At 69.3% G+C, this 26,898-nt stretch carries 28 protein-coding genes and 1 pseudogene; 2 read left to right on the top strand and 27 right to left on the bottom strand.

Annotated features, from left to right (window positions below; genetic code table 11):
• Positions 1-7 precede the first annotated feature (7 nt).
• The 4 genes from OG407_RS03910 to OG407_RS03925 all read right to left on the bottom strand — a co-directional run bounded on the left by OG407_RS03910 (position 8) and on the right by OG407_RS03925 (position 5,464).
• Positions 8-1,717, bottom strand: a complete 1,710-nt coding sequence (locus OG407_RS03910) for a thiamine pyrophosphate-dependent enzyme (protein WP_405855022.1) — start codon at positions 1,715-1,717, stop codon at positions 8-10.
• 13 nt (positions 1,718-1,730) lie between these two features.
• Positions 1,731-2,591, bottom strand: a complete 861-nt coding sequence (locus tag OG407_RS03915) for an amidohydrolase family protein (RefSeq protein WP_405855024.1) — start codon at positions 2,589-2,591, stop codon at positions 1,731-1,733.
• Positions 2,592-2,759: 168 nt separating this feature from the next.
• Entirely contained in the window at positions 2,760-3,968 is a 1,209-nt protein-coding gene (gene lhgO, locus OG407_RS03920; protein ID WP_405855026.1) for an L-2-hydroxyglutarate oxidase, read from the bottom strand.
• Between the two features lie 47 nt (positions 3,969-4,015).
• Complete coding sequence (locus OG407_RS03925; protein WP_405855028.1) at positions 4,016-5,464, bottom strand: aldehyde dehydrogenase family protein; 1,449 nt, start codon at positions 5,462-5,464, stop codon at positions 4,016-4,018.
• Between the two features lie 269 nt (positions 5,465-5,733).
• On the opposite strand from OG407_RS03925, the gene OG407_RS03930 reads away from it, so the two are divergent.
• Positions 5,734-6,021: a putative quinol monooxygenase gene (locus tag OG407_RS03930; RefSeq protein ID WP_405855030.1), complete on the top strand. Its 288-nt coding sequence runs from the start codon at positions 5,734-5,736 to the stop codon at positions 6,019-6,021.
• Positions 6,022-6,075: 54 nt separating this feature from the next.
• Here the strand turns inward: OG407_RS03930 and OG407_RS03935 are convergent, their stop codons facing one another.
• The 12 genes from OG407_RS03935 to OG407_RS03990 all read right to left on the bottom strand — a co-directional run bounded on the left by OG407_RS03935 (position 6,076) and on the right by OG407_RS03990 (position 17,283).
• Positions 6,076-7,104 carry a methionine synthase II (cobalamin-independent)-like protein gene (locus OG407_RS03935; protein WP_405855032.1) on the bottom strand — a complete coding sequence of 343 codons (1,029 nt, stop codon included), beginning with the start codon at positions 7,102-7,104 and terminating at the stop codon, positions 6,076-6,078.
• A 3-nt stretch (positions 7,105-7,107) separates the two neighbouring features.
• Positions 7,108-7,584, bottom strand: a complete 477-nt coding sequence (locus tag OG407_RS03940) for a heme-binding protein (RefSeq protein WP_405855034.1) — start codon at positions 7,582-7,584, stop codon at positions 7,108-7,110.
• Positions 7,581-8,384 carry an alpha/beta fold hydrolase gene (locus tag OG407_RS03945; protein ID WP_405855036.1) on the bottom strand — a complete coding sequence of 268 codons (804 nt, stop codon included), beginning with the start codon at positions 8,382-8,384 and terminating at the stop codon, positions 7,581-7,583. Before OG407_RS03945 ends, OG407_RS03940 begins: the two co-directional genes overlap by 4 nt.
• A gap of 26 nt (positions 8,385-8,410) precedes the next feature.
• Positions 8,411-8,782 carry a VOC family protein gene (locus OG407_RS03950; RefSeq protein WP_043663869.1) on the bottom strand — a complete coding sequence of 124 codons (372 nt, stop codon included), beginning with the start codon at positions 8,780-8,782 and terminating at the stop codon, positions 8,411-8,413.
• Positions 8,779-9,549, bottom strand: coding sequence for a fumarylacetoacetate hydrolase family protein (locus OG407_RS03955; protein ID WP_405855038.1), 771 nt, complete (start codon positions 9,547-9,549; stop codon positions 8,779-8,781). The genes OG407_RS03950 and OG407_RS03955 overlap by 4 nt, the downstream gene beginning before the upstream one ends.
• Before the next feature lie 6 nt (positions 9,550-9,555).
• Positions 9,556-11,004 carry an NAD-dependent succinate-semialdehyde dehydrogenase gene (locus OG407_RS03960; RefSeq protein WP_405855040.1) on the bottom strand — a complete coding sequence of 483 codons (1,449 nt, stop codon included), beginning with the start codon at positions 11,002-11,004 and terminating at the stop codon, positions 9,556-9,558.
• 32 nt (positions 11,005-11,036) lie between these two features.
• Complete coding sequence (locus OG407_RS03965; protein ID WP_405855042.1) at positions 11,037-11,957, bottom strand: VOC family protein; 921 nt, start codon at positions 11,955-11,957, stop codon at positions 11,037-11,039.
• Between the two features lie 98 nt (positions 11,958-12,055).
• Complete coding sequence (locus OG407_RS03970; protein WP_405868263.1) at positions 12,056-12,967, bottom strand: LysR family transcriptional regulator; 912 nt, start codon at positions 12,965-12,967, stop codon at positions 12,056-12,058.
• Positions 12,968-13,185: 218 nt separating this feature from the next.
• Positions 13,186-14,136 carry a sugar ABC transporter substrate-binding protein gene (locus OG407_RS03975; protein WP_405855044.1) on the bottom strand — a complete coding sequence of 317 codons (951 nt, stop codon included), beginning with the start codon at positions 14,134-14,136 and terminating at the stop codon, positions 13,186-13,188.
• 56 nt (positions 14,137-14,192) lie between these two features.
• Positions 14,193-15,206 (bottom strand): ABC transporter permease, encoded by a 1,014-nt coding sequence (locus tag OG407_RS03980; RefSeq protein WP_405855046.1) that lies wholly within the window; start codon positions 15,204-15,206, stop codon positions 14,193-14,195.
• Positions 15,203-16,705, bottom strand: coding sequence for a sugar ABC transporter ATP-binding protein (locus OG407_RS03985; RefSeq protein WP_405855048.1), 1,503 nt, complete (start codon positions 16,703-16,705; stop codon positions 15,203-15,205). The genes OG407_RS03980 and OG407_RS03985 overlap by 4 nt, the downstream gene beginning before the upstream one ends.
• Positions 16,702-17,283 (bottom strand): carboxymuconolactone decarboxylase family protein, encoded by a 582-nt coding sequence (locus OG407_RS03990; protein ID WP_405868265.1) that lies wholly within the window; start codon positions 17,281-17,283, stop codon positions 16,702-16,704. Before OG407_RS03990 ends, OG407_RS03985 begins: the two co-directional genes overlap by 4 nt.
• A 234-nt stretch (positions 17,284-17,517) precedes the next feature.
• Here OG407_RS03990 and OG407_RS03995 point away from each other — a divergent pair, with 234 nt between their 5' ends.
• Positions 17,518-17,931: a cupin domain-containing protein gene (locus OG407_RS03995; RefSeq protein ID WP_405855050.1), complete on the top strand. Its 414-nt coding sequence runs from the start codon at positions 17,518-17,520 to the stop codon at positions 17,929-17,931.
• 63 nt (positions 17,932-17,994) lie between these two features.
• Here the strand turns inward: OG407_RS03995 and OG407_RS04000 are convergent, their stop codons facing one another.
• From OG407_RS04000 to OG407_RS04050, 11 genes and pseudogenes are all read right to left on the bottom strand, one after another.
• Complete coding sequence (locus OG407_RS04000; protein WP_405855052.1) at positions 17,995-18,564, bottom strand: hypothetical protein; 570 nt, start codon at positions 18,562-18,564, stop codon at positions 17,995-17,997.
• Between the two features lie 152 nt (positions 18,565-18,716).
• Positions 18,717-20,060, bottom strand: a complete 1,344-nt coding sequence (locus tag OG407_RS04005) for an MFS transporter (protein ID WP_405855054.1) — start codon at positions 20,058-20,060, stop codon at positions 18,717-18,719.
• Positions 20,061-20,196: 136 nt separating this feature from the next.
• Positions 20,197-21,147: a catechol 2,3-dioxygenase gene (locus OG407_RS04010; RefSeq protein WP_405855056.1), complete on the bottom strand. Its 951-nt coding sequence runs from the start codon at positions 21,145-21,147 to the stop codon at positions 20,197-20,199.
• On the bottom strand, positions 21,128-22,276 hold the full coding sequence (locus tag OG407_RS04015) for a 4-oxalomesaconate tautomerase (RefSeq protein ID WP_405855058.1): 1,149 nt from the start codon (positions 22,274-22,276) through the stop codon (positions 21,128-21,130). Before OG407_RS04015 ends, OG407_RS04010 begins: the two co-directional genes overlap by 20 nt.
• Positions 22,273-22,977 carry a 4-carboxy-4-hydroxy-2-oxoadipate aldolase/oxaloacetate decarboxylase gene (locus OG407_RS04020; protein ID WP_405855060.1) on the bottom strand — a complete coding sequence of 235 codons (705 nt, stop codon included), beginning with the start codon at positions 22,975-22,977 and terminating at the stop codon, positions 22,273-22,275. The genes OG407_RS04015 and OG407_RS04020 overlap by 4 nt, the downstream gene beginning before the upstream one ends.
• 2 nt (positions 22,978-22,979) lie before the next feature.
• A complete protein-coding gene (locus OG407_RS04025; protein WP_405855062.1) occupies positions 22,980-23,729 on the bottom strand; it encodes a PIG-L deacetylase family protein in 750 nt (249 codons plus the stop codon).
• 61 nt (positions 23,730-23,790) lie between these two features.
• Positions 23,791-24,441, bottom strand: coding sequence for a GntR family transcriptional regulator (locus tag OG407_RS04030; RefSeq protein WP_405855064.1), 651 nt, complete (start codon positions 24,439-24,441; stop codon positions 23,791-23,793).
• A 288-nt stretch (positions 24,442-24,729) separates the two neighbouring features.
• On the bottom strand, positions 24,730-24,921 hold the full coding sequence (locus OG407_RS04035) for a hypothetical protein (RefSeq protein WP_405855066.1): 192 nt from the start codon (positions 24,919-24,921) through the stop codon (positions 24,730-24,732).
• Positions 24,918-25,391, bottom strand: coding sequence for a tannase/feruloyl esterase family alpha/beta hydrolase (locus tag OG407_RS04040; protein ID WP_405868267.1), 474 nt, complete (start codon positions 25,389-25,391; stop codon positions 24,918-24,920). The genes OG407_RS04035 and OG407_RS04040 overlap by 4 nt, the downstream gene beginning before the upstream one ends.
• A gap of 34 nt (positions 25,392-25,425) precedes the next feature.
• A pseudogene (locus tag OG407_RS04045) lies at positions 25,426-25,983 on the bottom strand (tannase/feruloyl esterase family alpha/beta hydrolase); the annotation flags it as partial.
• A gap of 22 nt (positions 25,984-26,005) precedes the next feature.
• Positions 26,006-26,860: a LysR family transcriptional regulator gene (locus tag OG407_RS04050; RefSeq protein ID WP_405855067.1), complete on the bottom strand. Its 855-nt coding sequence runs from the start codon at positions 26,858-26,860 to the stop codon at positions 26,006-26,008.
• Positions 26,861-26,898: the final 38 nt, after the last annotated feature.

Here is a 26,898-nt window from a genome sequence, read left to right on the forward strand (position 1 = left end):
TCCTGGTTCAGCGGGTGACGAGGACGTCGACGACGGCGGTGGTGCCCTCCGCCACGGCCTTGAGCGCACGCTCCAGCGCGGGCGCGAGGCCCTCGGCTGCGTCGACGGTCTCGGTGTGCATCCCGAACGGCGCGGCGAACGCGGCGAGTCGGGGCAGCCGGTGCAGATCGGTGCCGAGCCACTCACCGGTGTCGGCGGCGGCGCCCTCGGGGTAGAACCTCCGGTGGTTGAGGTTCATCGATTTGTAGACGCGGTTGTTGAACACCACGATCAGCAGCGGGAGTTCGTAAGCGTTGGAGGCGTCGTACGACGGGATCACCGGGTTGTACGTGAACGCGCCGTCGCCGATGGTGAGCACCACCGGGCGTTCCTGGGCGGCGAGTTTGACGCCGAGCGCGACCGCGATGCCCTGGCCGAGGCCGCCCTGGACGTAGAAGTACGAGTCGGGGTCGGCGGTCTGGACATGTCGCTTGACGACACGGCTGTGCGTGATGGTCTCGTCGACCACGATCCCGCCCTGGCCGTCCAGCAACTTGCGCAGATTCGCGGCGACGAGGACCGGGTCAATACCCTCCGCCTGCGCCGCCTTTGCCTCGGCCGCGGCAATGGAGGCCTGCTCGTCGGCGTGCCGCTGCTCCTGTGCCGCACGGCGTACGGCTGCAGCCTCCGCGTCAACATCCTTTGCCCGCTTGGCCAGTTGGCGCAGGGTGTTGGTGATACTCCCTTCCAAGTACGTGTCGGCGAACAGGACTTGGTAGACGACGTGCGGGCGCTGCGGTACCTCGTCAATGACGACGATCGTCGCCTTGGAGGGCCGGCGCGACGGCGGGTAGAAGGGAGCACGGCAGTTGACCAGAAGAATCAGGTCCGCCTCGTCCATCCACGGGCCGATGTCGCTGCCGGCGTGCAGCGGGTGGGTGCGCGGGAAGTTGCCGCAGACCGCCGAGTCGGGCTCGACGACCGGGATGTTCCACGCCTCGGCGAAGGCGACAAGCGCCTCGAAACCGCCCGCCTCACGGCCGGCCGTCTCCGTGACGATGACCGGATTCTCGGCCTCGCGGATCAACTGCGCGACAGGATCGACCTCTTCGGGCGAGCTGTGCGTCGAGCCGGGCGGAACGATCGGCTTGGCCTCGCGCCCGTCCCACCCCTCCAGCAGGATCTCCAGCGGGACGTTGAGGTACGCCGGTCCCGCCGGGGCCCGCCAGGCCAGTTCCGCCGCCCGCGTCACCATCGTAGGAAGGGTGTGGACGCTGGCGGCCTCGTTGGACCACTTGGTGAAGGGCTGCGCGATCTGGTGCGGGCCGCCCACGACGGACAGGTTGCGGTACCACTGGCCGCCGGGGTCCTGGCCGGGGCCGTCGCCGTAGGTGGTCGACTCCGAGGAGCTGACCACCATCGGGACGCCCGCGAGCAGCGCCCCGTGCACGGCCATCGAGCCCTGGAGCAGACCCGGGGCCGCGTGCAGCAGCACACCCTGCGGCCGGCGCTTGATGAGGCCGTAGCCGGTCGCCATGCCGACGGCGACGGTCTCGTGGGTCAGGTCCAGGTACTGCGGGCAGGGCAGTCCGTCGCGGTGGCGGCGGGCGAGGGACTCCCAGACGGGGGCCCACTCGGAGCCCGACGAGCAGAAGATGTAGTCGGCGCCGACGGCGTTGAAGGCGGTGACGAGAGCGTCGCCGCCGTCGGCGCCGGGGGTGTTGGTGGTGTCGGTCATCTCTCGTGGTTCCTCAGCCCTCGATCGGCCAGTTCAGGACCTCGGAGATACCGCGGCCCATGATCCATTCAAGCTCCTCGGGCGTGAACTCCCAGTGCTTGGTGAACTGCTCGATCGTGTCGGTGTAGGCGATGCCGTGCCCGAGCAGCCGGGTGATGTCGGTGCCGTAGAAGCAGCGCTGCGGGCCCAACTTGTCGACCATCTCGCGGACGTACTTCTGGATGTTGTTGTTCGGGAAGGGCTGCGTGGAGTAACCCGGGAGCGCCGAGAGCTTCACATAGATGTTCGGGTGGGCGGCGAGGTCGGCGGTCTCCGAGACCCAGTAGCCGATCGCGTCGTCGACGCAGCGGGCCATGATGCCCATGTGGTCGATGATGATCTTCAGCTCGGGGTGCTTGGCGGCGATCTCGCCCAACTCCCGCTTCCAGATGGGCGCGTGGACCATCGTCGGGACGCGCAGTTCCTCGGCGATCGGCCAGTACCAGTCGTTGGTGCCGTCGATCATCCAGTTGCGGTCCTGCGGCCGGTGGAAGGTGAGGCGCGTGCCCTTCACATGCGGGTTCTGCGCGAAGTCCGCCAGCATCGCCTTGCCCTCTTCGGGCTTGTTCTGCGGGATGCGCGCCATGATGCCGAAGCGGTCCGGGTGCGCCTCGCATGCCTCCAGGGCGTAGTCGATCCGGTCGCCCTCCCAGGACGGCGGCAGGATCAGGGCCCGGTTCACGCCGGCCTCGTCCATCAGCTCCAGGGCCTCCTCGTACGAGAAGGGGTCCTCACGGTGTCCGTTGAGGCGGATGCGCTCCCGCGCGCCCGGGACCCAGGGGCGCTCCGGGGTCTCTTCCTTCCAGATGTGGATCTGCGTGTCGACAACGAACATGTCGTGAGCTCTTTCTCTCGAAGGTCGTACGAAAGGTCATACGAAGGTCTTGCGAAGGGGCTGGTGAGGTGGTGTTGCGGAAGGAACGCTAGGCGGGTCGCGAGGCCTTGCCGAGCCCTGGGAGCGCAAGCAGTAGTTGCGCGAAACACCGCTGTACGCAGGGCATTCTCAGTGTGCGGACGGGTTGTCGAACACGGCGCCGACGATGTGCTCGGCGATCGCCATGGACGCTGTCGCGGCGGGCGAGGGCGCGTTGCGCACGGCGGTGATCCGCCCCACCTGGTGGATGCGGAAGTCGTCCACGAGCGTGCCGTCGGGGTCCAGTGCCTGGGCGCGGACGCCCGCCCCGCCGCGTACGACGTCGGACACGCCGACGCCGGGGACGTACAGCTTGGCGTCCTTCATGAAGGCCTTCGCGGACAGCGAGCCGCGGTACTCCTTGATGCCGGTCCGCCAGTGCTGGGCGGCCATCTTCCAGGAGCCGGGGTACGCCACGAGTCCGGCGAGGTCCCTCACCGAGAAGTGGCCGAGCCTGTAGCCCTCCCTGGCCAGGGCGAGGACGGCGTTCGGGCCGACCTCGACGGTGCCGTCGACCCGCGGGGTGAAGTGCACGCCGAGGAAGGGGTAACGGGGGTCGGGCACCGGGTAGATGAGCCCGCGCACCAGGTGTGTGCGGTCCGGCTTGAGGAGCATGTACTCGCCCCGGAACGGGACGATCCTCGGTTCCCTCTTGTCCTGCGCCAACTTCGCCACGGCGTCCGAGTGGAGGCCCGCGCAGAGGATCAACCGGTCGACGCGGACACGTCGTTGGCCCGAGGCGACGTCGATGCCGCCGGGCACGTTGGTGATGGACGTGACCGGGAAACCGAGCCGCACCTCGCCCCCGGAGGCCTCGATGTCCTTGGCGAACTCCCGGGCGATCGCCGGGTAGTCGGTGATCGCGGTGCGCGGGGAGTGCAGGGCCGCGATGCCGCCGGCGTGCGGCTCCAGCTCCTTGATCTCCTCCCGGGAGATCCTGCGGAGTTCGGGCACGTGGTTGTTCCTGGCCCGCTCGTAGAGGTTCTCCATCCGGCCCAACTCGTCCTGGCTTACGGCCACTACGAGCTTGCCGATCTCGTCGTACGGCAGCCCGCGGTCCTGGCAGTACTCGCGCAGGATCGCTACGCCTCGGACGCACAGGTCGGCCTTGAGGCTGCCCGGCGCGTAGTAGATGCCGGCGTGTACGACCCCGGAGTTGTGGCCGGTCTGGTGGACGGCGACCTCGTGTTCCTTCTCCAGGACCACGACCCGGGTGCCGGGGCGGCGCAGGGCGATCTCGCGGGCGGTGGCCAGGCCCACGATGCCGGCGCCGACGATGCCGATCGTCTCGTCAGTCATCGGCATCCTCCTCTCTGTCGTACCGAATCTCTGTCGTACCGACTTACTCAGGCGCCGAAGTGGATGGCAACGGTCTTGACCCGGGTGGAGAAGCGCAGGACCTCGTCGCCCTGCTCCTTGTAGCCGGTGCCGGAGTCGTGGAATCCGCCGAAGGGCAGGTGCACGTCCCAGCCGGGGGTGGTCGCGTTGACCGCGATCTGCCCGCACTCGGCCTCATCCGCGAAGCGGTAGGCCGAGGCGAGGTCCCGGGTGAACACCGCTGCCGCGAGGCCGAACTCGGAGTCGTTCACGGCGTCGACGGCCTGCGTGAAGTCGTCTACGGCACGCACGGCCAGGACCGGTCCAAAGACCTCCTCCCGCCAGATCGCCGTCTCGGCGGTGACGTCGGCGAGCACCGTCGGCTGGACGAAACAGCCGTGCGCGTGGTCGCCGTCGGTGTCCGCGTGACCGCCGGTGAGAACGGTCGCGCCTTGTTCTACGGCCCCTGCGAGGTGGGCGAGGACGCTGTCGCGCTGCTTCGGGCTGGAGAGCGGGCACAGAGTGGTCGCCGGGTCGTTGCCCGGGCCGAGCTTGAGAGCCTCGGCCTCCGCGACCAGGAGGCGGGTGAACTCGTCGTACACCGGCCGTTCTACGACGACCCGGCTGGTGGCGGTGCAGCGCTGCCCTGCCTGCCCGAACGAAGCCGCTACGACCGTCCTCGCGGCGAACGACAGGTCGGCGTCCTTGAGGACCACGGAGGCGTTCTTGCCGCCGAGTTCGCCCTGGAAGCGGACGTTGCGGTCGGCGAGGCGACGACGGATGCGGCCTCCGACCTCGTTGGAGCCGGTGAAGGTGATGGCGACGATGCGCGGATCGTCGAGAAGCGCCTCCTCTATCTCGGCTGTGCGGCCGGTGACGACGTTCAGGACACCGGCCGGCAGGCCCGCGTCGTGCAGGGCGCGGGCGAGGTGCAGGCCCGACAACGGTGTCTCGGTGGCCGGCTTGAACACGGCCGCGTTGCCGGTGGCGAGCAGCGGGGCCAACTTGCGGGCCGGGGTGATCAGCGGGTCGTTCCAAGGGCTGATCACGAGGATCACGCCGATCGGCTCGCGCTGGGTGTGCACCCGGGTGTTCGGGCGGGCGTCGTGCAGGAGGGTGCCGTAGCCCTGGCGGGCCAGGCCCGCGTAGTAGTCGAGGAAGTCGGCGGCCTTGAGGGTCTCGCCGCGGGCCTCGGCGGCGGTCTTGCCGTTCTCGGCGGTGACGTCGGCGGCGATCTCGTCGACGCGGTCGCGGATCAGCCTGGCGGCCTCGGTGAAGACGCGGGCCCGCTCGAAGGGGCTGGTGCGCTTCCATACGGCGAAGCCGCGCTCGGCGTGGTCGTAGGCGCGGGTGACGTCCTTGGCGGCGAGAGCGGGGATGCGCGCGAGGGGGGTGCGGACGTCGGCGGGGTTCTGTACCTCGATCCACTCGCCGGTCGTCACCCACTCTCCACCGGAGAGGGTTTCCAGGCTTCGCATGAAGATCACTTCCTTCGTCCGCCGCGGTGCCGGTCCGCGGTCTGCACAGTCGGCGGCCACAGTGGGCCGGATGCGACAACACACCATGTGGGGGCGGTGCCACCAGCCCCGCGGAGGCAGGCATTGCTTGCGCGGGGCGCAGGTCGGCGCAGGGTTGTTCCGTGCTGGAATCGACGAGCCGGACGGCAACCGCCGACCTGCCGCCGGGAGCCGCGGATCCACTGAGGATTCGAGGATCCGCCGAGGATTTCGACGAGGAGAGACACGACATGGCCTACGCCGTCATCGCCCACTACTTCTGCGAGCCCGCCGACGAGGCCACGGTGCGTGCCGCCTTGCTGAAGGTGCGCGAGCACACCCGTGCAGAGCCTGCGAACCTGGCGTACGAGGTGCACGCCGAGGCGGACGTGCCGGGGAGTTTCGTGCTGTACGAGCAGTACGCCGACCGGGCCGGTTTCGACGCGCACAAGGCGGCCGAGCACTTCAACGAGCTGATCGTGGAGACCATTTGGCCGCTGCTGACCGACCGCAGGGTGACGTTCGCCGAGGTGCTCTGAGGTTTCGTGAGACCCCGCCGGGAAGCGCGTCTCCCGCGCTTCCCGGTCCGTACGTCAGAACTCGTTGCCCCAGACGTACCGTGCCACCGTCTCCACCAACTCGATCTTCCGGCGCTGCTGTTCGCTGCTCAGCAACGGCCGGCTCGCCACGTCGGCGAAGCCCCGGGACGGCGCTACGGCCCCGTCCTCCGGGTCCTTGAACTCCCCCACGGCGTCGAGCCTGGCCATCACCGTGTCGATGTCCTCCAGCGCGGGCACGGTCGCGTCGACGACACCCAGGCAGAAGTCGCGGCCCTCCGGCAGGGCCTTGACCAGGGCGAGTTCGGCCGGGGTGCCCTGGTCGAACGGCAGGATCCAGCGGTCGGCGCCGATCTCGCCGTAGAGCCGCTCGGCACGGGCCCAGTCGACCGCGGCGGGGGCGACCGGGCCGGGGGCCACCGCGATCCGTACGCCCTCGGGCCGCTCGTCCAGGCGTACCGCGAGCGCGTCGACGGCGAGGGCGTCCTCGAAGGAGAGCGCGCCTGGGTCGGCCGGGGCGGTGGCCAACTGGCCCAGCAGGAGAGGGTTGTTGAGCTGGATCAGACGTACGCCCTTGGCGACCAGCAGCTCTATCTCGGCGAGGACGATCTCCGCGAGTGCCTCCCCCAACTCCCTTGCGGAGGACGGGCCGTGGCCGGGCTGGTAGGTGGTGGCGGCGAGGTACGCGGGCGAGGGCAGCGAGGCCTTCGGGGCGATCACCGTGAGCTCGGTGAGGCGTGCCGCCCAGTCCGCGAGTAGCGGGCCGTTGGCCTTCGGCAGTGACTCCGCGACCCAGCGCACCAGGCCGTCCGCGTCGGTCTCGTCCGTACGTCGGAAACCTGATACTCCGTCAAGGACCGCGCTGCGGAAGTCTTCCCGGGGGAAGTCGCCGTCGGTGACGACGGTGGAGCGCAGCTTGCGCTGGAAGACGATCGCGTCCTTGACCGCCTGGAGTTCCGCCTCCTTCAGCGCCTCGGGGTCTCCGGCGGCGCGGGCGGCGGTCAGTTCGGCGGGGCGGACCAGGCTGCCCTGGTGGTCGATGCGGTAGTTGAACGTGTCCGCCATGAGTTATGCGTCCTTTCCGGACGAGGCCGGCTTGCCCGCGACACCCCAGGCGGCGAACTCCAGTTCATAGCCGAGGGAGGAGAGCACCTCCTCGGCGATCTGCTGGTCCTCGTCGGCGGTACCGCCCGCGATGCCGAGGCCGCCGATGATCTCGCCGTCCTTCTTGATGGTGAGGCTGCCCTCGGTGGCCATGATCGGCATGGCGGCGCCGGGGAGTTGGGAGAGCTGGGCGAAGAAGACGGGCTGGCTCTCCTGCCACTTCTTCAGCATCTTGCCGGGGCGCTGCATGATGGCGGCCGTGTACGCCTTCGCGCGGGCGATGTCCGGGGTGAGCGGGCGGGCGCCGTCCGGGCGGCGGATGGCGATGGGGAAACCGCCCGCGTCCACGACGGCGACACTGACCGCCTTCCCGATCGACTGGGCGCGCTTGTGGGCGGCGTCGATGATCTCCTCGGCGGCGTCCAGGGTGAGGCTGCTCATGCTGCTTCCTTCGGTGCGGTGAGGGTGCGGCGCAGGTGGGCGACGGCGGCGTTGTACTCGGCGGGCGTCTCCCAGTACATGGAGTGCGGGGCGTCCGGGACGATCTCCAGGTGCGAGCCGGGCAGCAGTTCGTGGGCGCGGGTCACCGTCTTCACGCTGAGCACCGCGTCCTTCTCACCGGCGAGGAAGGCGACCTTGACGCCCGAGGCCCGAATGTCGTCCAGGGACGGCCCGTTGGTGTCGAGGTTGCGCAGGTCCTGCATCCTGGCGACGTTGAACGCGCCCATCTGCTGGAAGAGGAAGGTGAGGTCGGCCCGCTCCTGCTGGAACCGCTTCGTCAACAGGCGGTCGATGACCGGCAGTTTGACGGCCTCGGCGCGGTCGGCGGCGGCGAGTTCCTTCAGCTCGGGGTGGCTGATGCCGCCCAGCGAGTGGCCGAGCACGACGGAGCCCACGCGCTCGGGGCGGAGCAGTCCGGCGCGGAGCGCGGCGACGGAGCCGATGGACTGGCCGACCAACATGGCGTCGGTCAGGTCCTCCTGGTCCAGTACGGCGACCACGTCACCGGGGAAGTCCTGCCCGTCGAACTCGGGCCTCGACGAGTTCGGAGGGGTGGGTGCGTCGGACTTGCCGAAGCCGCGCAGGTCCACGGTGATGACCGTGAACTCCTCGCGCAGCGCGGCCACTTGCTGCCACCAGGCGGCGTGGTGGCCGCCGCTGCCGTGCACGAACAGGATCGCCGGACCGCTGCCGTGGCGCTCGTAGTAGATGGAGGTGCCGTCGGAGTCGGCGATGGGCATGGAGGTGAACTCCTGTACGCGCGTGGTTAGTTGGGGCGGCGACCGTGGAAGACGAGCTCGATCATGGTGTGGTCGGGGTCGTGGATGTAGCAGAACTTCGACTGGTTCTCGGGCCGTTCGATCGGCCGGGTGTGGCGGATGCCCAGGTCCGTGATGTGGGCGAGGAACTCGTCCCAGTCGTCGACCTCGACGGCGAAGTGATAGGGCGCCATGCGCTCCATCTCCTCGACCGGCGTGAAGTGGAGGTCGAAGTTGCCGCGGGTCATCAGCACCACACGGGAGTTGGACTTGGGCATGATGCGCTTCATCCCGAAGACCTTCGTGTACCACTCGGCGGTCCGGTCGGGGTCGGTGGTGGGGAAGTTGACGTGGTGGATGTAGCGGGGTGCGCTGCTCATGACGGATTCCCTTCGCTGTGTACGGGGTTGGACAGGACGCCGATGCCGCTGATCTCGATGTCCACGGTGTCGCCGGGTTCGAGTTGGCAGGTGGACTCGGCGCCCATCCACAGCACGTCCCCCGGGTGCATGGTGATGTGCTTGGTGAGTTCGACGATGTGGTCGAAGGGGTCGAAGACCATGTCGCCGGTGGCGAACGAGGCACGGACCTCCCCGTTCACACAGAGTGTCGTGGTCTGCGCCAGGGCATCGACGTCGGTCTCCATCCAGGGGCCCATGGGCTTGAACGTGTCACTGTTCTTGCTGCGCCAGAACGAGCGGTCCTGGTGCTGCCAGGTGCGGGCGCTCACGTCGTTGCCGATCGTCCACCCGAAGACCGACTTGCGGGCCTCGTCGTAGGAGGCGTGCTTCACCGTTCGGCCGATCACGGCGACGAGTTCGGGCTCGGCCTCGAAGCGGCCCTCGACCCCGGCCGGCTTGACGATGGGTGAACGGTGACCGGTGAGCGCGTTGTTGGCCCGGTAGCCGACCTCGGGGCGGGTGGGCGTCTGGGCACGGGCGTGCGCGATGTGGCGCGGGTAGTTCATGCCGACGGCGTAGAACACGGGCGGGACGACGACGGGCAGCCAGTGCGCGGTGGCGACCGGCACGCCGCCGATCACGGTCGGGTCCCCTTCGATCGGGGACTCGGACAGCAGCTCGATGTCCTCCTCCCCCACGCGACCCCACACCGCCCGGCCGCCGACCGCAACTCGCGTGTACCGCATGGCAGTTCAGCCCGCCAGCAGGTGCGAGACGCGCTTGGTGACCAGGTACGCGTCGAGGGCTTCGGGGCCGCCCTCCCTGCCGTAGCCGCTCTCCTTTACCCCGCCGGAGGGGGCCTCGGCGACGGAGCCGCCGCAGTGGTTGATGGAGAGGATGCCGGCCTCCAGCGCGTCGATGAGCTTCTCGGCGGTGGCGGCGGACTCGGTGAAGCCGTAGGCGGCGAGGCCGTAGGGAAGGGAGTTGGCGAGGGCGAGGGTCTCGTCCAGGTCGGTGAACGGCACGATCGGGGCGAGCGGGCCGAAGGGTTCCTCGTGCATCAGCTTCGCGTCCGCCGGTACGTCGGTGAGGACGGTCGGGGCGTAGAAGTAGCCGTCGCGGTCGAGGCGTTGGCCGCCGGTGAGCACCTTGGCGCCACGTTCGACGGCGTCGGCGACGAGAGTCTCCATGGCTTGCAACCGGCGCTCGTTGGCGAGCGGACCCATGGTGGTGTCGGCGTCGAGGCCGTCTCCTACGGTGACTTCCTGGGCGGCCTTCACGAACTCGGCGGTGAACGCCTCGACGATGCTTTCGTGGACGAGGAAGCGGCTCGGGGAGGTGCACACCTGGCCGGCGTTGAAGAACTTCGCCTGGGCCGCCTTGCGGGCGGACTTCACCGGGTCGGCGTCCGCGCAGACGATGACCGGAGCGTGGCCGCCGAGTTCCATCAGGGTGGGCTTCATGACCTCGCCGGCCCGGGCGGCGAGGAGCTTGCCGACCGGGACCGAGCCGGTGAAGGCGACCAGGCGGATCCGCGGCGAGGGGATCAAGTGGGCCGAGACCTCGGCCGGTTCACCGAAGACGAGGTTGAGGACACCGGCCGGGAGTCCGGCGTCCGCGTAGCAGGCCACCAGCGCGGCTGCGGTTCCGGGTGTCTCCTCGGACGCCTTGATGACGATCGAGCAGCCGGCGGACAGGGCGGAGGAGAGCTTGCGGTTGGGGCCGCCGACGGGGAAGTTCCACGGCACGAACGCGGCGACGGGGCCGACCGGTTCGCGGCGGACCGTGAGCAGGGTGCCGGGCGCGGACGGAATGATCCGGCCGTAGGCGCGGCGGGCGTCCTCGATGTGCCAGCGCAGGGTGTCGGCGGTGCGCAGGGCCTCGGTGGTGCCCTCGCGGAGGGGCTTGCCCTGTTCCTGGGCCATGATCCGGCCGATGTCGGGGGCGCGTCCGGTGATCAGGTCGGCGGCGGCGTGCAGGATCGCGGAACGCTTGGCGATCGGGGTGTTGCGCCAGACGCGGAAGCCCTCGGTGGCCGCGTCGAGGGCGCGGTCGAGGTCGGCGGTGGTGGCGAGGGGTACGTCGCCGATCACCTTCGCGGTGGCCGGGTTCACGATCGGGGCGGTCCGTCCGGTGCCGCCCTGGCACCACTCGCCCGCGATGTACATGCGGACGGCGGGGTAGCCGTGGTCGGAGGTCATGAGTGGGTGCCCTCTCAGGCTGGGGAGGAGAGTCAGGTGGCGGGGGCGTCCTGCTGGTCGCGGTTGGAGCGCAGCGCCCAGATGTGGTGCGGCGGGGTGGTCTCGTGGACGCGGGTCTCGTAGGTGTCGTCGACGCGGTCCATGTCCGCCGCGTACTCGACGCGGCCGCCGCACGGAGCGTGCAGGAAGCGGAAGACGTTCGAGCCGACGGTGTGGCGGCCGAGCTTGCGGGCCTCCCGCCAGCCGCGCTCGATCATGTGGTTGCCGCCCTCGATGACGCCGTCGAAGCCGGGGACCTCGTAGGCGATGTGGTTGACGCCGGCGCGGTCGGGGCGGTGGCACAGCAGCATGGTGTGCTGGTCGTCGTCGCCCGGTGCCTGCATGAACACGCCCATCGGTTCGACGATGTCGGTGGGCCGGAAGCCGAGCCGTTCGGTGTAGAACGCGACGGCTTCCTCGCGGCCCGCCTTGACGATGTTCAGCGCGACATGGCACATGCGGAGCGGAAAGGCCCGGGTGAGCGGTTCCAGCGCGGTGTTCCAGCGGTCGACGCTGCCCGAGACGTTGGCAGGCCGCGGGGTGACGTCCGCGTTCTTCGGGCGGGCCAGGGTGAGTCCGACACCGAAGCCGCTCTCGTCCACGGTGTGGTGGACGCCGTCGGCGCTCTCGTGGATCTTGCGGTCGCGGCCCGACTCGGCGACCAGCCGGGCGAGTTCCTCCGGGGTGTCGACGCCCCAGACCACCTCGCGGATGGTCGGGCCTGCCTCCACCGGTGGGGGCAGCAGGGGGCCGGGCACGGTGTCCAGGTGGAGGGTCTGCCCGGTGAGGGTCTCGAAGACCGCGTGCTCCTCGGTCCGCTCCAGCAGGAACAGCCCGAAGTCGCCGAAGAAACGGACACATTCGTCTACGTCGTCGATCCCGTAGGTGACGGATTCGATTCTCTGGATTCCCATGGATGCCTCGTTTCGCGGGTCGCCCGGCGAGCCTAGATTTCGGGGCGTGAAGGCCTCAATGGTCCGGGCTCGTCTGAATTCGCAATCGTTTCTTGCGGCTACGACCCGATGGCCGGAATGGGGTTCTGTGAGAACCATGCGGCGAGGAAGTCCAGGAACACGCTGACCTTGCGCGGGGTGGCCTGACCGGGGCCGTAGATCGCGAACAGGGGGCGGTCGGGGACCGTCAGTTCGGGGAGCAGGACCTGGAGGGCGCCGGTCATCAGTTCGTCGTAGGCCGGGCGCTGGGGCAGCAGGGCGATGCCGCGGCCGTGGACAGCGGCCTTCTGGAGGGCGATGTACGAGTTGGACGAGAAGGCGATGTTGCGGATCTTGTGCAGGGTGGAGGCGTGGCCGTGGCCGATGCGCCAGACCGGGTCGTTGACGTGGACGAGGCAGTCGTGGAGGGCGAGGCCGTTGGGCTCGGTGAGCGGGCCGCCGCGCTCCAGGTACTTCTCGGAGGCGCAGAGCACGAAGGGCAGCGAGGCGATCTTCTTGAGGCGGACGCTGGAGTCGCGCAGGTCGCGGGTGTGGAAGGCGACGTCGAAGCCGCTGTCCAGGAAGTCGTACGTCCGGTCGGACATGCCGCCGAGTTCGAAGCGGACGTGGATCTTGGGATGGGCGGCGGAGAAGGCGGCGATCGCGTCCCCGAGGTCCAGGCTGCCTATCCACTTCGGGCAGATGATGCTCAGGGTGCCCTCGGCGCGGTCGTGGAGGTGCGAGATGACGGCGTCCTCGGCCTCGATCTCGTCGAGGATGCGGGCCGCGAACTCGGCGTACTTCAGCCCCGGTTCGGTGAGGCTGACCGAGCGGGCGGTGCGGTTGACCAGGCGGACGCCCACCTGCCGCTCCAGCTCGGCGACGTGACGCGACACGAGCGAGCCCGACGAGCCCAGCTTCTTCGCCGCGCCGCTGAAGCTGCCGGCCTGCGCGACGGTGACGAAGCTGTGCATGAGGAGCAGTCGATCCATGATTCCTCCGGAGGCCCACGTCTGCCAGGGGTGGGCCCCGGCGGCGGTGCCGGTCGTACTGACGGGTCCGACCCCTGCCGGGATGTCCTGGTGGCGGCTCCACTTGGACATTCCGGCGATGTGCCGGACAGGCGGCTCGGACAACGATGAGACAGGTGTCGCTCCCGGCACCGGACTCCGCTGCTTCAGGCGGTACTCGTCACGTCAGGCGGTACTCGTCACTTCGGGCAGTACTGGGGGGCCTTGCTCAGGTTGTCCTTGGTCACCAACAAAAGAGGAATGTTGGCAATTTTGTCAACCTTTTTCTTGGCCAACAGACCGACCGCGTTCTTCACCGCGGTCTGTCCTATCGCCATGGCCGAGTTGGCCACCGTGGCGGAGAGCCGTCCGTCCTTGACGGCGGCCAGGCCCTCGTCCGTGCCGTTGACGGTGACGATCTTCACGTCCTTCTTGCCGGCCGCGTCGAACGCCTTGCGGGCGGCCAGCGCCATGTCCTCGGAGGCGACGAACGCGTACTGCAGGTCCGGGTGGGCCTGGATCATGTTCTCGGCGACGTCCTGTGCCTTCACGGGGTTGAACATGCCCGGCTGGTTCGCGACCACCTTCGCGGTGCTCGGCAGCGCCTTGGTGAAGCCGCCCACGAGGAGGTCGGAGGCGGCACCGGGCGCACCCGCGATCACGCCGACCTCGACGCTCTTGCCGCCCGCGTCCGTCGCGACCCAGCCCGCGTCCAGGGCGCCGACCTTCGTGAGGTCCACGACGGCCGCGCCGAGGATGTCGTTCACGTCGCTGGTGGCCACGGAGGTCAGATAGATCGGGATGTTCGCGGCCCTCGCCTTGGCGATGTCGCCCTTCAGCGCGTCCACGTTGACCGTCTGCACGATCAGCACGCTCACGCTGCGCGAGGTCATGTCCTCGATGTTGGACAGCTCGGTGGTGGAATTCTGGTGCGAGTTGGCGGTGAAGACCTTGGCGTTCTGTGTCTTCGCCTCCTGCTCGACCGCTTTCTGGAGACAGCTGTGGAACTCGGTGTCACCACCGTTGACGAACCCGAGGGTGACATCGCCGGAACTCCCGCTGTCGTCGCTCGTACCGCAACCACTCAGCACCAGGGTGGTGCCGGCGAACGCGGCGAGCATGGATCGGCGGGAACGGAGCGAGATTCTCATGGTGAACCGCCTTTTCTGAATGCAGTCCTTGTGGATGCGGAAGTGAGTAGGGCCGTTCAATGCCGTGCGGAACGTGCCTTGTGCATCTCGTTGGCGACGGCCGCGATGAGCAGCACCGCGCCGACGGAGACCGACTGGTAGTTGCTGGAGACCTGGAGCAGGTTCAGGGCGTTGGCGACCACACCGAGGAGGACCACGCCGAGCGCGGTGCCCACGACCGTGCCGTAGCCGCCGGCCAGGGCGGTGCCGCCGATGACGACCGCGGCGACGGCCTGGAGCTGGAGCGGGAGTCCGCCGGTGCCGGGGCTGCTGCCGCTGAGCCGGGACAGCAGCATCAGGCCGGCCAGCCCGGACAGGGCGCCGGTGAGGGAGTAGAGCGAGAGCTTGCGGGCGGTGACATTGATACCGCTGAGCCGGGCGACGTGCTCGTTGCCGCCGATGGCGAAGGCGTCGCGGCCGAACACGGTGAACCGCATGACCAGGGCGGTCGCCACCAGCACGAGGATCGCGACGACCAGCAGATACGGCACCCCGAGGATCTTGTTGTTGCCGAGGGCGAACATCCTGGTGCCGATGGAGACGCTGACGCTGTCGAGCACGAGCAGGGCGACGCCGTCCAGCAGCGTGGCCGTCGCCAGCGTCGCGACGAACGGGGCCACGTTCGTAAACGTCACGACCACCCCGTTGACCAGGCCGATCAGGGTGGCCAGCACCAGTGAGACCACGACGGTGAACGCGGTGGAGTGGCCGTGGGCCAGCAACTGCGCCCCGACCGCGGTCGTCACGGCGACGTTGCTGCCCATCGAGAAGTCCATGCCGCCCGCGGTCATCAGCAGCGTGAGGCCGGCCGCGATCACGGCGACGACGCTGACCTGACGCAGGATGTTGATCACGTTCGTGTCGGTCGCGAACGAGTCGGTGCGCATCGAGGTCGCCACGATCACGACGATCAGGACGGCGATCAGCCCGGTGTGCGGGGCACCGCGCAATGCCGCCCACGAGAAGCGGGAACGGGCTTTCCCGGGTGGGTCGTCGACGCCGGGGGCGTCGGGAAGTGTCTTGACGCTCACTGCGGTTGACCTCCGAGGGCGGTGGCGACGAGTTCGTCGTGGGTGATGGCGTCGATGTCGTGCTCGGCGACCGTCCGGCCGGCGCTGACGACCACGACCCGGTCGGCGAGGCGCTTGACCTCCTCGGCGGACGAGGAGGCGAGGAGTACGGCGACACCGCGTGAGGCGAGGTCGTCGACGAGGGCGTGGATGTCGGCCATGGCCGCGATGTCGACCCCGTTGGTGGGGTCCTCCAGGAAGCAGGCGACCGGCTCGGTCTGGAGCCACTTGGCGAGCAGCACCTTCTGCTGATTGCCCCCGGACAGCGCGCCCGCCGGCGGGTTCCCGGCGAGTGCGACCACGCCGTAGCTGCGGCGCAACGGGGCGGCCCGGCGCGCGAGTTGGGCGCGTCGGTGTGTCCGGCGGCGGGCGAAGCGGTCGCCGGCCAGCATCAGGTTCTCGTCCAGGGACAACTCCGGGACCAGGCCGAGGGCGCGACGGTCGCCGGTGACGCACCGCAGGCCGCTGGCGAGCGAGGCGGGAACTCGGCCGAACGGCACCGGAGTTCCGTCCACGGCGAGTTGGCCGGTCTCGGGGCGGCGGCGCCCGGAGAGCAGGTCGAAGAGGCGCGACTGCGCGTCCCCGGCCGGTCCGAGCACGGCGACGATCTCGCCCTTGCGCACCTCGACGGTGAAGTCCCGTACCGCCCGGCCGTCGGTGAGGCCGCGCACCGTGAGCCCGATCTCGTCCTTGGGGGCGGGCCGTTGGGTCCGCCGCGAGACGACGTCCCGGCCGACCATGCTGCGTACGAGACCGGCGGCGTCGAACTCGGCGGCCGGAGCGCTGCGGACGACCGCTCCGTCCCGGAGCACCGTAACCCGGTCGGCGACGGCCAGCACCTCGTCGATGTAGTGCGAGATGTAGACGACGGCGACACCCTCGTCGCGCAGGGTGCGGACCAACTCCCTTATCTGCTGCGCCGCTTCGGCGCTCAGACAGGCGGTCGGTTCGTCGAGGATCAGGATGCGGCCGCCGCGGCGGACCTCGCGGGCCACCTCGACCATGGTCTGTTCGGCGACGGTGAGCGAACCCGCGGTCCGCGTCACGTCGATGTCGATGCCGAGGGCCTCAAGTGCTCTCCTGGCCTCGGAGTTGACCGCTTTCCAGCGTACGGCCCCGGCGCGCGTCGGCAGGTCGCCCAGCATCACGTTCTCGGCGACGGTGAGCCCCATCGCCAGCTCTCGGCGCTGGGGCACCGACGCGATGCCGAGCCGGCGTGCCTTGCGGACCGTAAGTCCGTGCTGCGCCTGCCCGTTGACCTCGACGGTGCCGGCGTCGGACTGGTGGACACCCGAAAGGACTTGTACCAGCGTCGACTTGCCGGCCCCGTTCATGCCCATCAGCGCGTGGACCTCGCCCGGGTGCAGATCGAGGTCCACGCCCTTGAGCGCAGCCGCGCCGCCGAAGCTCTTGATGACCCCCCGGACGCGAAGTACCGCGTCTCCCACCGGAGTTGTCACGGCTGTGACTCGGTGCCGTCGGCGCCGTCGGAGCTGTCCGGGGCGATACGGCCGTAGCCGCGGATATCCGGAAACGGGGGTTCCTTGTCGGCCTGGAGGTCCACCTGAAAGGTGTTCAGGCACATGCCGAGCATGGTGAAGTTGCCGAGCGCGCCGATGGTGTCGACCAGGCCCTTGGAGCCGAAGTGCTCCAGTGCGGCGGCGAAGGTCTCGTCGGTGACGAAGTGGTCGTCGAGGATCTCGCGGCAGAACCGGTAGAAGACCTGGTCCGCCTCGTTGTCGAAGACGGCCTCGCGCTTCTCGGCGATCGCCTTGACGGCGGCCTCCGGGATGCCGGCCTCGATCGCCTGGTGCACATGGGCGTTCCAGGAGTACTGGGCGTCCCAGTTGCGGGCGGCCATCAGCAGCGTGAGTTCGCTCAGGTGCTTGGGGAGGCTGGAGTCGAAGCGGGCGAAGGCGCCGAGGGATTCGGCCCGTTCGCACATCTCCGGGCTGTGCAGCCAGACCCGGAAGGGTCCGCGGACGGCACCGCGCCGGCCGGCGATGCGGGCGGCCAGTTCCTGCTGGCGCGGGTCCATTTCCTCTTCGGTGAGAACGGGGAGCCTCATGGGGCCTTTACCTGCCTTTTCTTTCCGGCGCGTTACGTGCACGGTTCGTGAATCCGTGCGATGCGTGCCGACGGTACAGGCGGGTCCGGGAAGCTCACCCCCCTGGAAATGCAAGGTAAAGCTGCACGCCAGAGGGCACCCATTCCCGCGCGCGGGGCCTAATGTCATGCGACGCAGAAGCGTGTAAGCGGAAAGGAAATCCGGATGACCACGATCATCAAGGTCGCGTCCGTGCCTGTGCTCGACCGGGGCGGTGCCGTCGTCACGACACCTCTCGTCACGACGCCGTCGGCGAGCGGGGAGAACCGGATCACCAGTGGGATGAGCGTGTATCCGGTCGGCTCCGGGGCGCCGTTGCACTCGCACAACTGCGACGAGCACGTGACCATCCTGGAGGGCCGCGCGGAGGTCGTCGTCGACGGCGAGGTGACGAAGCTGGAGCAGTACGACACCACGTACGTCCCCTCGCCGATCCCCCACCTGTTCCGGAACATCGGCGACACCCCGCTGCGCATCCTGTGGGTGTACTCGTCGGGGTACGTCACGCGGACGTTCACCGAGACGGGGAAGACGGTGGAACACCTGTCGGCGGAGGACCAGATGGGCTCGGACGACTAGGTTCCGTCCGGCCGATCATGTGACGGAGGCGGATGGAGACGGCGGTCCTGCCCATGTGCCGGGTTACAGAGGCGCCAACTCCACCCTGCCGTTGAATCGGCCACCCACTTGATCGGCGAGCCAATGGGCGCGGGTGAGCTGGAAGCCGTTCCGGTTCCGGACGTGCACGTGGACCGTGTGGTCCTGCGACGGCTCGTCCTGGTAGAGGTCCCGGGAATTCACTGTCAGCGTGAGGTACGCGTACTTCTGCGAGATCGCCTCCAGTCCCGCTTCGGGAACCGCGGGCCATGCGTCCAGATCCCAGCGGACAGCCGCGGGATCCGGTCCCAGAGCAGCGATGAAGGGCTCGGCGCGGTCCAGCGGACGGCCCCAGTCGAACACTTGGACAGGCAGGCAGTCCGCAGGGTTGTCGCCGGTCTCCGCCGAACCGTGCTCCTTGCCGGCCGACGCCCACCATTCGAGGTCGGGCAGTACGTGACGTACGCGCGCCAGGACATCCGGCGACCTGATCACGCCTTCGAAGTCGACCTCTCCCTGGCCGATGTCCGCCAGGTCCAGCAAGGTACGCACGGCGCGTATCGCTTCGGACAGGTCGGCGGTCGTGAGGACGGCAGCCGCAGCGGAGTTGCTCATCCCGGAACCATAGGACGGCACTGACAGACCGGCCCGAGCGGGTACTGACCCGCCTAGCATCTGTCACACCCGGTGCATCGCACAGACCGACGCCGGCCCCCGCATCCCCCGCGGTGGCCGGCGTCCGGTCCTGACTGGGTGCGCCCTTCCTGTCAGTGCGTGCCGACCAGTTCCTGCGGGGCGCCGACCCGTTCACCCTGCTTCGAGCTGCGGAGCGCCGCGATGCCGATGAACACCATCGACGACAGACCGGCGATGGCGAAGGACGTGAAGCCCCACTCGCCGTTGCCCGAGGCGAGGAGCTGGCCGCCGAGCCACGGGCCGAAGACGGCGCCGAAGCGGCCCATGCCGGAGGTCCAACCGACCGCGGTGGCACGGTTGTCCGGGGTCGAGCGGATGGAGACGGTCGCGTAGATCATCGTCTGGGCGCTGTTGAGGAAGACGCCGGTGAGGAAGACGACCAGCATCGTCACGGCCTGGTTCATGTGGACACCGAGCAGGAAGACACCCACGGCGGTGAGCGCGAACCAGATCGCCGAGATGCGCGGGGCGCCGAAGCGGTCGGCGGCGCGGCCGGCGACGAGCATGCCCACGATGCCGCCGAGGTTGAACACCACGACAAACGTGAGGGCGTTGGCCAGCTCGTAGCCCTCGGCGCGCATCAGGGTGGGCAGCCAGGTGGCGACGCCGTAGACGAGGAGCAGGCCGCCGAAGGAGGCGAGCCAGTAGAGCAGGGTCTGGAGCCATTCGCCGCCGCGGAAGAGGGTGAGCAGGGCGTCCCAGCGGTCGGCCGCGGTCTTCTTGCCTGTCGCGGCGGGTAGTTGGACCTCGAAGCGTTCGGCGAGGGCGTGGGCCTCGTCGGTGCGGCCCTTGGCGACGAGGAAGCTCAGCGACTCGGGCAAGGACTTCAGCAGCACCGGGACGAAGAGCAGCGGGAGGACGCAGACCCAGAACGCGGCGCGCCAACCGACCGGCTCCACCAGCCACTTGGCCACATAGGCGGAGAGGATGCCGCCCGCGTGGTGGGCGGTCATCAGCATGCCGATGGTGAGGGCGGTACGGCCGCGCGGGGCGTAGTCGGAGACCACGCTGATCGCGGTGGGCAGCAGACCGCCGAGGCCGACACCGGCGAGGGTGCGGCCGAGGCCGAAGACCTCGACGCTGCCCGAGACCGCGCAGATGCCGGAGGCGAGCGAGAAGAGCGTCACACAGCCGATCATCAGCTGCTTGCGGCCGATCCGGTCCGCGACCGTGCCCGCCGTGAGGGCGCCGACGAGCATGCCGAAGGTGGCGTAGCTGCCGAGGTCACCGGCCTGGTCGGCGGTGAGACCGAAGGTCTTCGTCTCCAGCAGGTGCGGCAGCACCGAGCCGTAGATGAACATGTCGAGGCCGTCGAAGAGGACGGCCAGCCAGCACAGTCCGACGACCAGGAGGGCCAGCCTGCTGGCGCGCGCGGACAGGGCGGGCGCGGGGGACGGCGAGGGGGAGGAAGACATCGTTGGTTACCTCTCGTACTTGGTGCGCTAGACGCTAAAGAGCCACCCGCTCGATAGTCAACGTTTTTGTCAACAATCTCATCGACAATCGCTCGGAATGGCTCTCGCGTACCGCTCAGCGGCTTCCGCGCACCGCTCAGCCGACCGGCGGCGTCCCGTGCGTGTGGAAGGACTCGATGGTCTTCAGGCCCCAGGCCTGCCCCTTCTTCCGCTCTTCCTCGGTCCAGGTGATCAACGGCCAGTCGGGCGCCAGGACGAGTCGGGTGAGCGGGTTGCACAGCTCGATACGGTTGCCGCCGGGCTCGTAGACGTAGAGGAAGAACGTCTGCTGGATGGCGTGCTTGTGCGGGCCCGTCTCGATGAACACGCCGGTGTCGATGGCGAGATCGGCCCCGCGCAGGATGTCCTCGCGGGTGTCGGTCGCGAAGGCGATGTGGTGCAGCCGCCCGGTCGAACCGGTCCAGTCCTCGGTGTAGACGACGTCGTACGACTTGTTCGTGTACGTCAGCCAACGCGCCGCGATCCGCCCGCTGTTGAGCCGGATCTGCTCCGTCGGCCGTGCGCCCAGCACCTGTTGCTGGAACTCGGCGCTGGACAGCACGTCCGCGGCGAGGAAGTTGACGTGGTCCAACCGCCGTACGCCGACGCCCCTGTTGGGCTTGGCCTGCGGCTGGTTCTTCAGGGCCGGCTTCAGCTCGTCGGGGGCCTGGTAGTACTCGCTCTCCCAGTACAGGGCGTGCTCGTGGCCGTCCGGGTCCGTGGTGACGTAGAGCTTGCCGAGGCCGGGTTCGTCCTCGACCCACCTGCCGGTGCCGCCCGCCTCCTCGATCGCCTTGATACGACGCTGGAGCGCCTCCTCGCTGGAGGTGCGCAGGGCGAGCCGGCCGAGGCCGGGCTGTCCGCGGGCGGTGAGGACCAGGCTGTGGTGCTCGTAGTCGTCGTAGGTCCGGAGGTAGACGGTGTCGCCGTCCCGGCCGTTGACGGTGAGGCCCAGGTAGTCGGTGAAGAAGGCGACACTGGCGTCCAGGTCCGGGGTGAAGAGCTGGGCGTGGCCGATATGGGCGATGTCACCGAGCGGCGGAGCCATCGTTGCCTCCAAGGGGGCGTACGGGTACGGGAGTTGGGGCGGCGTCGGTCGGTGCGATGTCGGCGGGCCGGGGGAAGACCGTGCCGTCGAAGATCTTGCGCGCGGTGCGTACGACCGCGGTCCTGCGGACCACGGGAGCCGAGCCCGCGGATCCAATGTCCACGCTGGTTTCGATGTCCAGGAATCCGCTGGGATGCTCGATGCGAATTCGGTCACTTTGTAGGGCTATTTCCACGATGCCCTCCCCCACCCCGCCGGAGACGAGGAGCCCCGCCGCCACGCTCGCCGCGCCCAGGACGCCGATGGAGGTGTGGCAGCGCACCGGGATGAACGTGCGGGTCATCACCGCGCCGCCGTCCCTGGACGGTGCCAGCAGGCTGAGCTTGGGGATCGTGGTGTGCTCGACGTCACCGAGGCCCATCAGCTTTCCGGCCGCCAGGCGGATCTCCCGCAGGCGGGCGGCGAGAGTGGCGTTCTCCTCAAGGTCAGCGGGCGTCTCGTACCCGGTGACTTCCAGTGCGGCGGCCGGGATCAGGACGACCGGCATGCCGTTGTCGACGCACGTCACCTCGGTGCCGGCGATCACGTCGCGGACGCGGCCGGTCGGCAGCAACGGGTTCGCGCCCTGCGGGAATTCGATCACCACGGGTGCAGCCGTGCCGGGCACACCGGATATCTCGGCGGTGCCGGTGTAGTCGACCCGCCCGCCCGGCGTGGGGAAGCTCGCGATCGCCAGTTCCCCGGTGTTGAGCATCCGGATGCGGACGGACGTCTCGCCGTCACCGGGGGCCACGAGCCCCCGCTCCACGGCGAACGGGCCGATTCCGGCGAGGATGTTCCCGCAGTTCTGACGGTCCGTCACCTCAAGTCGGTCGACGGCGACTTGCAGGAACAGGTAGTCGACATCGGCCTCGGGGTCGGTCGAGGCGGAGACGACGGCGACCTTGCTGGTGAGCGGGTGGGCGCCGCCCAGACCGTCGATCTGGCGCGGGTCGGGGCTGCCCATGACGCGCAGCAGCAGGTCGTCGCGTTCGGCCGGGTCGGCGGGGAGGTCCTCGGCAAGGAAGTAGGCGCCCTTGGAGGTGCCGCCGCGCATCAGCATGCAGCGGACCTCCGCGGGCCCGGTCACGACCCGGCTCCGGTGTACTCCTCGTACGACCGGTACTCGACGCCGAGCCGCTTGAGGGTGTCGCGCAACCCGTAGCGGTCCAGGCCGAGTTGGCCCTCCAGGAAGGCGGCGCGGGTGGCGGCCTCCTTGGCCTCGCGGGCCTCGGACCTCTCGGCGGTCTCGCGGGCCTTCTCGCGCGGGACGACCACCACGCCGTCGTCGTCGGCGACGATCACGTCACCGGGGCGGACGACCTGGCCGTCGACGGCAATCGGCACGTTGACCGAGCCGCCGGTGGCCTTGACGGTGCCCTGGGAGGAGACGGCGCGGGACCAGGCGGCGAAGCCCATGTCGCGGAGTTCCTGGGTGTCGCGGATGCCGGTGTTGAGGACGACTCCGCGCACCCCGCGCTGCCGCAGCGCGGTGGCGAACAGCTCGCCGAACAGACCGTCCGTGCACGGGGAGGTGGTGGTGACGACCAGGATATCGCCCGCGCCGCACTGCTCCACGGCCGCGTGGATCATGAGGTTGTCGCCGGGCCAGCCGATCACGGTCACGGCGGTGCCGGCGACCCGAACTCCCTGCTGCACAGGACGAATCGAAGGACCGAGCAGACCGGTGCGGCCCATGGCCTCGCTGACGGTGGCCACACCGAAGGCGGCCAGCGCCTCGACGTCCTTCGCGTCCGCCTTCGGGGGGTTGGTGACGATCACGCCGCCCATGGTTATGCCAGCTCCTTCGCGATCTGCGGGTACGGGCGCATGTACGCCTCGGCCATCGTCTTGTGGGCCAGGCCCAGATTCGGGCCGGCGTTGCGCTTGAGCTGGACGCCCCGGCGTACGGCCAGGTCGGTGTAGTAGTCCCACAGGTGCTGCTGGGCGCCGAGGCACTCCATCGCCTTGCGCTTGGTGTCCCAGACCTCGGTGATGTCGAGGAGGACCTCGGGCTTGAACCCGCTCATCTCGGGCTGGTGCGGCTCGAAATAGAAGACCGGCGGGGCGCCGATGATCTCGCCCTCGCCGGGGTAGCCGACGGCCTGCCCGAGGACGCGGGCCTCCAGCGCCATCCGGTTGGCGGCCGGGTGGTCGCCGTTGTACGGGTCCTCGGTGGGGTGGGTGAGCACGACGTCGGGCTGCGTGGCGCGGTACACCTCGACGAGCTTGTCGGTCAGCTCGGCGGTGGCGACCAGGGGATAGTCGCCCGCGTCGAAGAAGCGGACCTCGGCGCCGAGGGTGGCCGCGGCACGCTCGGCCTCGTCCCGACGCAGCGCCTTGATCTCGTCCAGCTTCTTGCCCTCGCGCCAGGCCTTCGCGGACTCGCCGCGCTCACCGAAGGTCAGACAGGCGATGGTGACCTTCTCGCCGCGGGCGGCGGCCAGGGCGATGGCACCGCCCGCCCGCCAGACGAAGTCCCCGGCGTGCGCCGTGACGACGAGTGTCGATCGTGGGCTGGCGGGCGCGTTGCCGTGCGTCATGACTCGAATCTCCTTGATGGACAGGTGTGCGCCCGCCCCAGGCGTGCCGCTGCGCCGCGCGTCAGTCGCGCAACGCCCCGATCACACTGGTGAGATGGGCGCGGACGGCCGCCTCGGCCGCCTGCGGGTCCCTGGCCGTGATCGCCTCGATCATCGCCAGATGCTCGCTCAGGGACTGCTGCGGACGCCCCGGCCGCAGCGCCAACTGGAAGCGGTGACGCACCAGTTGGGCATTGAGCCGCTCCAGCAGGGCCACAGCCGTCTGCTGGCCGGAGAACTCCCGTACCTTGTCGTGGAGTTCGTGGTTCAGCTCGGAGTAGGTGACCGGCTCGCCGTCGGCCACCGCCTTGGTCATGGCCCGGCCCAGGTCCACCAGTTCGGCCAGCTGCTCGTCGCCGGCCGCGACGGCCGCCTTGGCCGCGCACAGTCCCTCCAGGACCATGCGGCACTCCGTGATGGCGACCGCTTCCTCCACGGTCACCACCCGCACCCGGGAACCCCGGTTGCGGATCCGCTCCACCAGCCCCTCGGCAGCCAGATCGATCAGCGCCGCCCGGATGCTGGCCCGCGTCACATCGAACTGCTCGGCGAGTTCGTTCTCCACCAACCGCTGTGCCGGTGCCATGTCGCCCTGCAGGATCGCCTGCCGCAGCTGCGTGAGCGCATGCTGCTTGGCCTGCTCCCCGGTGCTCGGACGGGCTTCATTCGGCATCGTTGCCCTCCCTGAGTGAGTGCCTGTCGAACCTAAATCTAGCCAAACAAGATTGTCAACAATTTTGTCCGCCGTATTGCACGCACGCTTCCGCCCATACTTACCGCAGACGTGCCACCGCCCGCCCATGGACCGGCCATGGACGGGCAGCGGACAGCGAATTTCTACGACCTTCTCATGCTTGGCTACGGCTCATGACGGCTGCAACTCGTCGGGCAGCTTGTCGGGCGTGTAGGCGCGGTAGTTGGCCGCGTCCTTCTTGTCGCCCGAGCCGTCGTAGGCGACGAGTTACGGGTACGGGTACGGGTACGGGTAGACGGGCCGGGCGTACTCGACGGTGGGCGCGGTGCTGCTGGCACTCGCAGAAGCCTTGGTGTCCTTGGTGCTCTTGGTGCTCTTGGTGCTCTTGGTGCCGCCGCAGTGGTTGACGCCCGGGAACAGATACAGGCGGTAGAAGTCGTCGGCCTTGTGCCGCCTCATGGAACTTGGCGAGGTCGGGGTCGGTGGCGTCGTAGATCCCGGAGACCTCCCGCTGGTAGGCCTTGAAGGTGTCCACGGTGAACAGGGACGCGTCGAGCTTCAGCGTGGGATCGGCCTCCCACTTCCCTATCCAGCGCAGGAACCCGAGCCCGAGCCCGAGCCCGTACACCTGCACCGAACTCTGCCCCTGCCCCGCCTTCGGGATGAACAGCCCTTCCCAGGCCGTCTCGGAACCGTAGGGCACCCGCGTACGCCTTCCGTACGACGTCGACCTGCTCGGAGGTGAGACAACTCGAACTGTCCTTGTTGTCGGCGCACTTGAGGCTCGCCGGGTCGCAGGCGCAGGTCGCCGGGTCCTGGATGAGGTCGTTGTTCAGCTTGGGGTCGGCGCACTTCGCGATGACGGCCTTGTGCAGCGTGCCGAGCTTCGAGGCGGGCAGGATCGTCGAGCCGTCCGCGCGGAAGTCGATTGTCGAGAGGTACGCCTCCTGCGTCGCGTTGAGCGCCCTGGTCGTCCTGGCCGAGGGCGAAGGAGCCGTCGGTGACGGGGGCGCAGCCGGTCGCGGCGGCGCGCTGGGCGCTGACGCCGACCATGCCGCAGTAGCCGCCGCAGCCCTCCTGGAGGTAGCGCTGCCGGTACGTCTTCATCGGCAGCCGCAGGTCGAACTGGATCTGCGGGCCGACGGTGCCCTTGACGTCGCAGTACTCGTACTCGTAGGCGTTCGCGTCGCCCTTGGCCACCACGCTCGCCGAGGCCACGGACGTCGCTGCGTCGTCGAGCGCGGCGAAGTCCTTCCGCAGCAGGCCGGTGCAGGAGATCTTCGGCTTGGTGACCGGCAGGTTCTTGCCCACGTCACCGCTGGCGGTGGGACGGGTGGACACCTTGGTGACACTCGCGCTCGCGTCGGCGTCCGCCGAGAACGTGTCGGGCAGCAGCGCGAGGCCGGTGACGAGGGCCGCGACGACGACGGCCACCAGGATGACGATCCTCGTCCGCTTCGACGAGTGGGCCTGACCAGGGCTCGTGCTGTCAGCGTCGAGTCGGCCCCCGGCGGAGGCCACCGCCGTGAGCCGCAGGGGTGGCTCAGGCCTCGCGGTAGAGCGCGGTGAGCAGTTCCAGTACGGCCTGGGTGGCGGGGTGCGGATCGTCCTTCCACCAGGCGAGCCGTACGGCGATGGGCTCGCCGTCGCGCACCGGGCGGTAGACGACTCCGGGTCTCGGGTACTGGTTGGCGGTCGACTCCGCGGTCATGCCGACGCTGCGGCCGGTGGCGATCACGGTGAGCCAGTCGTCCACGTCGTGCGTGTCCTCGGTAGCCGGGCGGGAGTCGGGCGGCCACAGGTCGGCGGTCGTGGTGCCGGTACGACGGTCGACGAGGAGGGTGCGCCCCGCGAGGTCGGCCAGCCGGACCGAGCGGCGCCGGGCGAGGGGGTCGTCGGAGGCCATCGCGCACAGCCGCCGCTCCAGCCCGACGATGGCCGACTCGAACCGCCGGTCGTCCAACGGCCTGCGTACCACCGCGAGTTCGCAGGCACCTTCCCCGAGGCCGGCCGTGGCCGAGTTGACGCGGACCAGGTGCAGGTCGGTCTCCGGATGCGTCCTGCTCCAGCGGCGCTGGAACGGGAGCGTATGCCGGCCGAGCGCCGACCATGCGTAGCCGATGCGCAGATGGGCGTGGCCCGAGGTGACCTCACGGACCAGGTCGTCGACCTCGGCGAGCACCCGCCGGGCGTGTGCGACCACCCGCAGCCCGGTGCTCGTCGGGGTCACCGATCGGGAGGTGCGCCTCAACAGCCGTACGCCCAGGGCGCGTTCGAGCGAGGCGAGGGTGCGGGAGACGGCGGCCTGGGAGACGCCGAGCGTGGCGGCGGCGTCGGTGAAGGTGCCCTCGTCGACGATCGCGACGAGACACCGCAGCTGCCTCAGCTCCATATCCATGACTCAAGCGTATAGATCGTCCCGCTGTTGCATTTTGC

Source organism: Streptomyces sp. NBC_01515, from assembly GCF_045040345.1.
Lineage (GTDB): Bacteria > Actinomycetota > Actinomycetes > Streptomycetales > Streptomycetaceae > Streptomyces.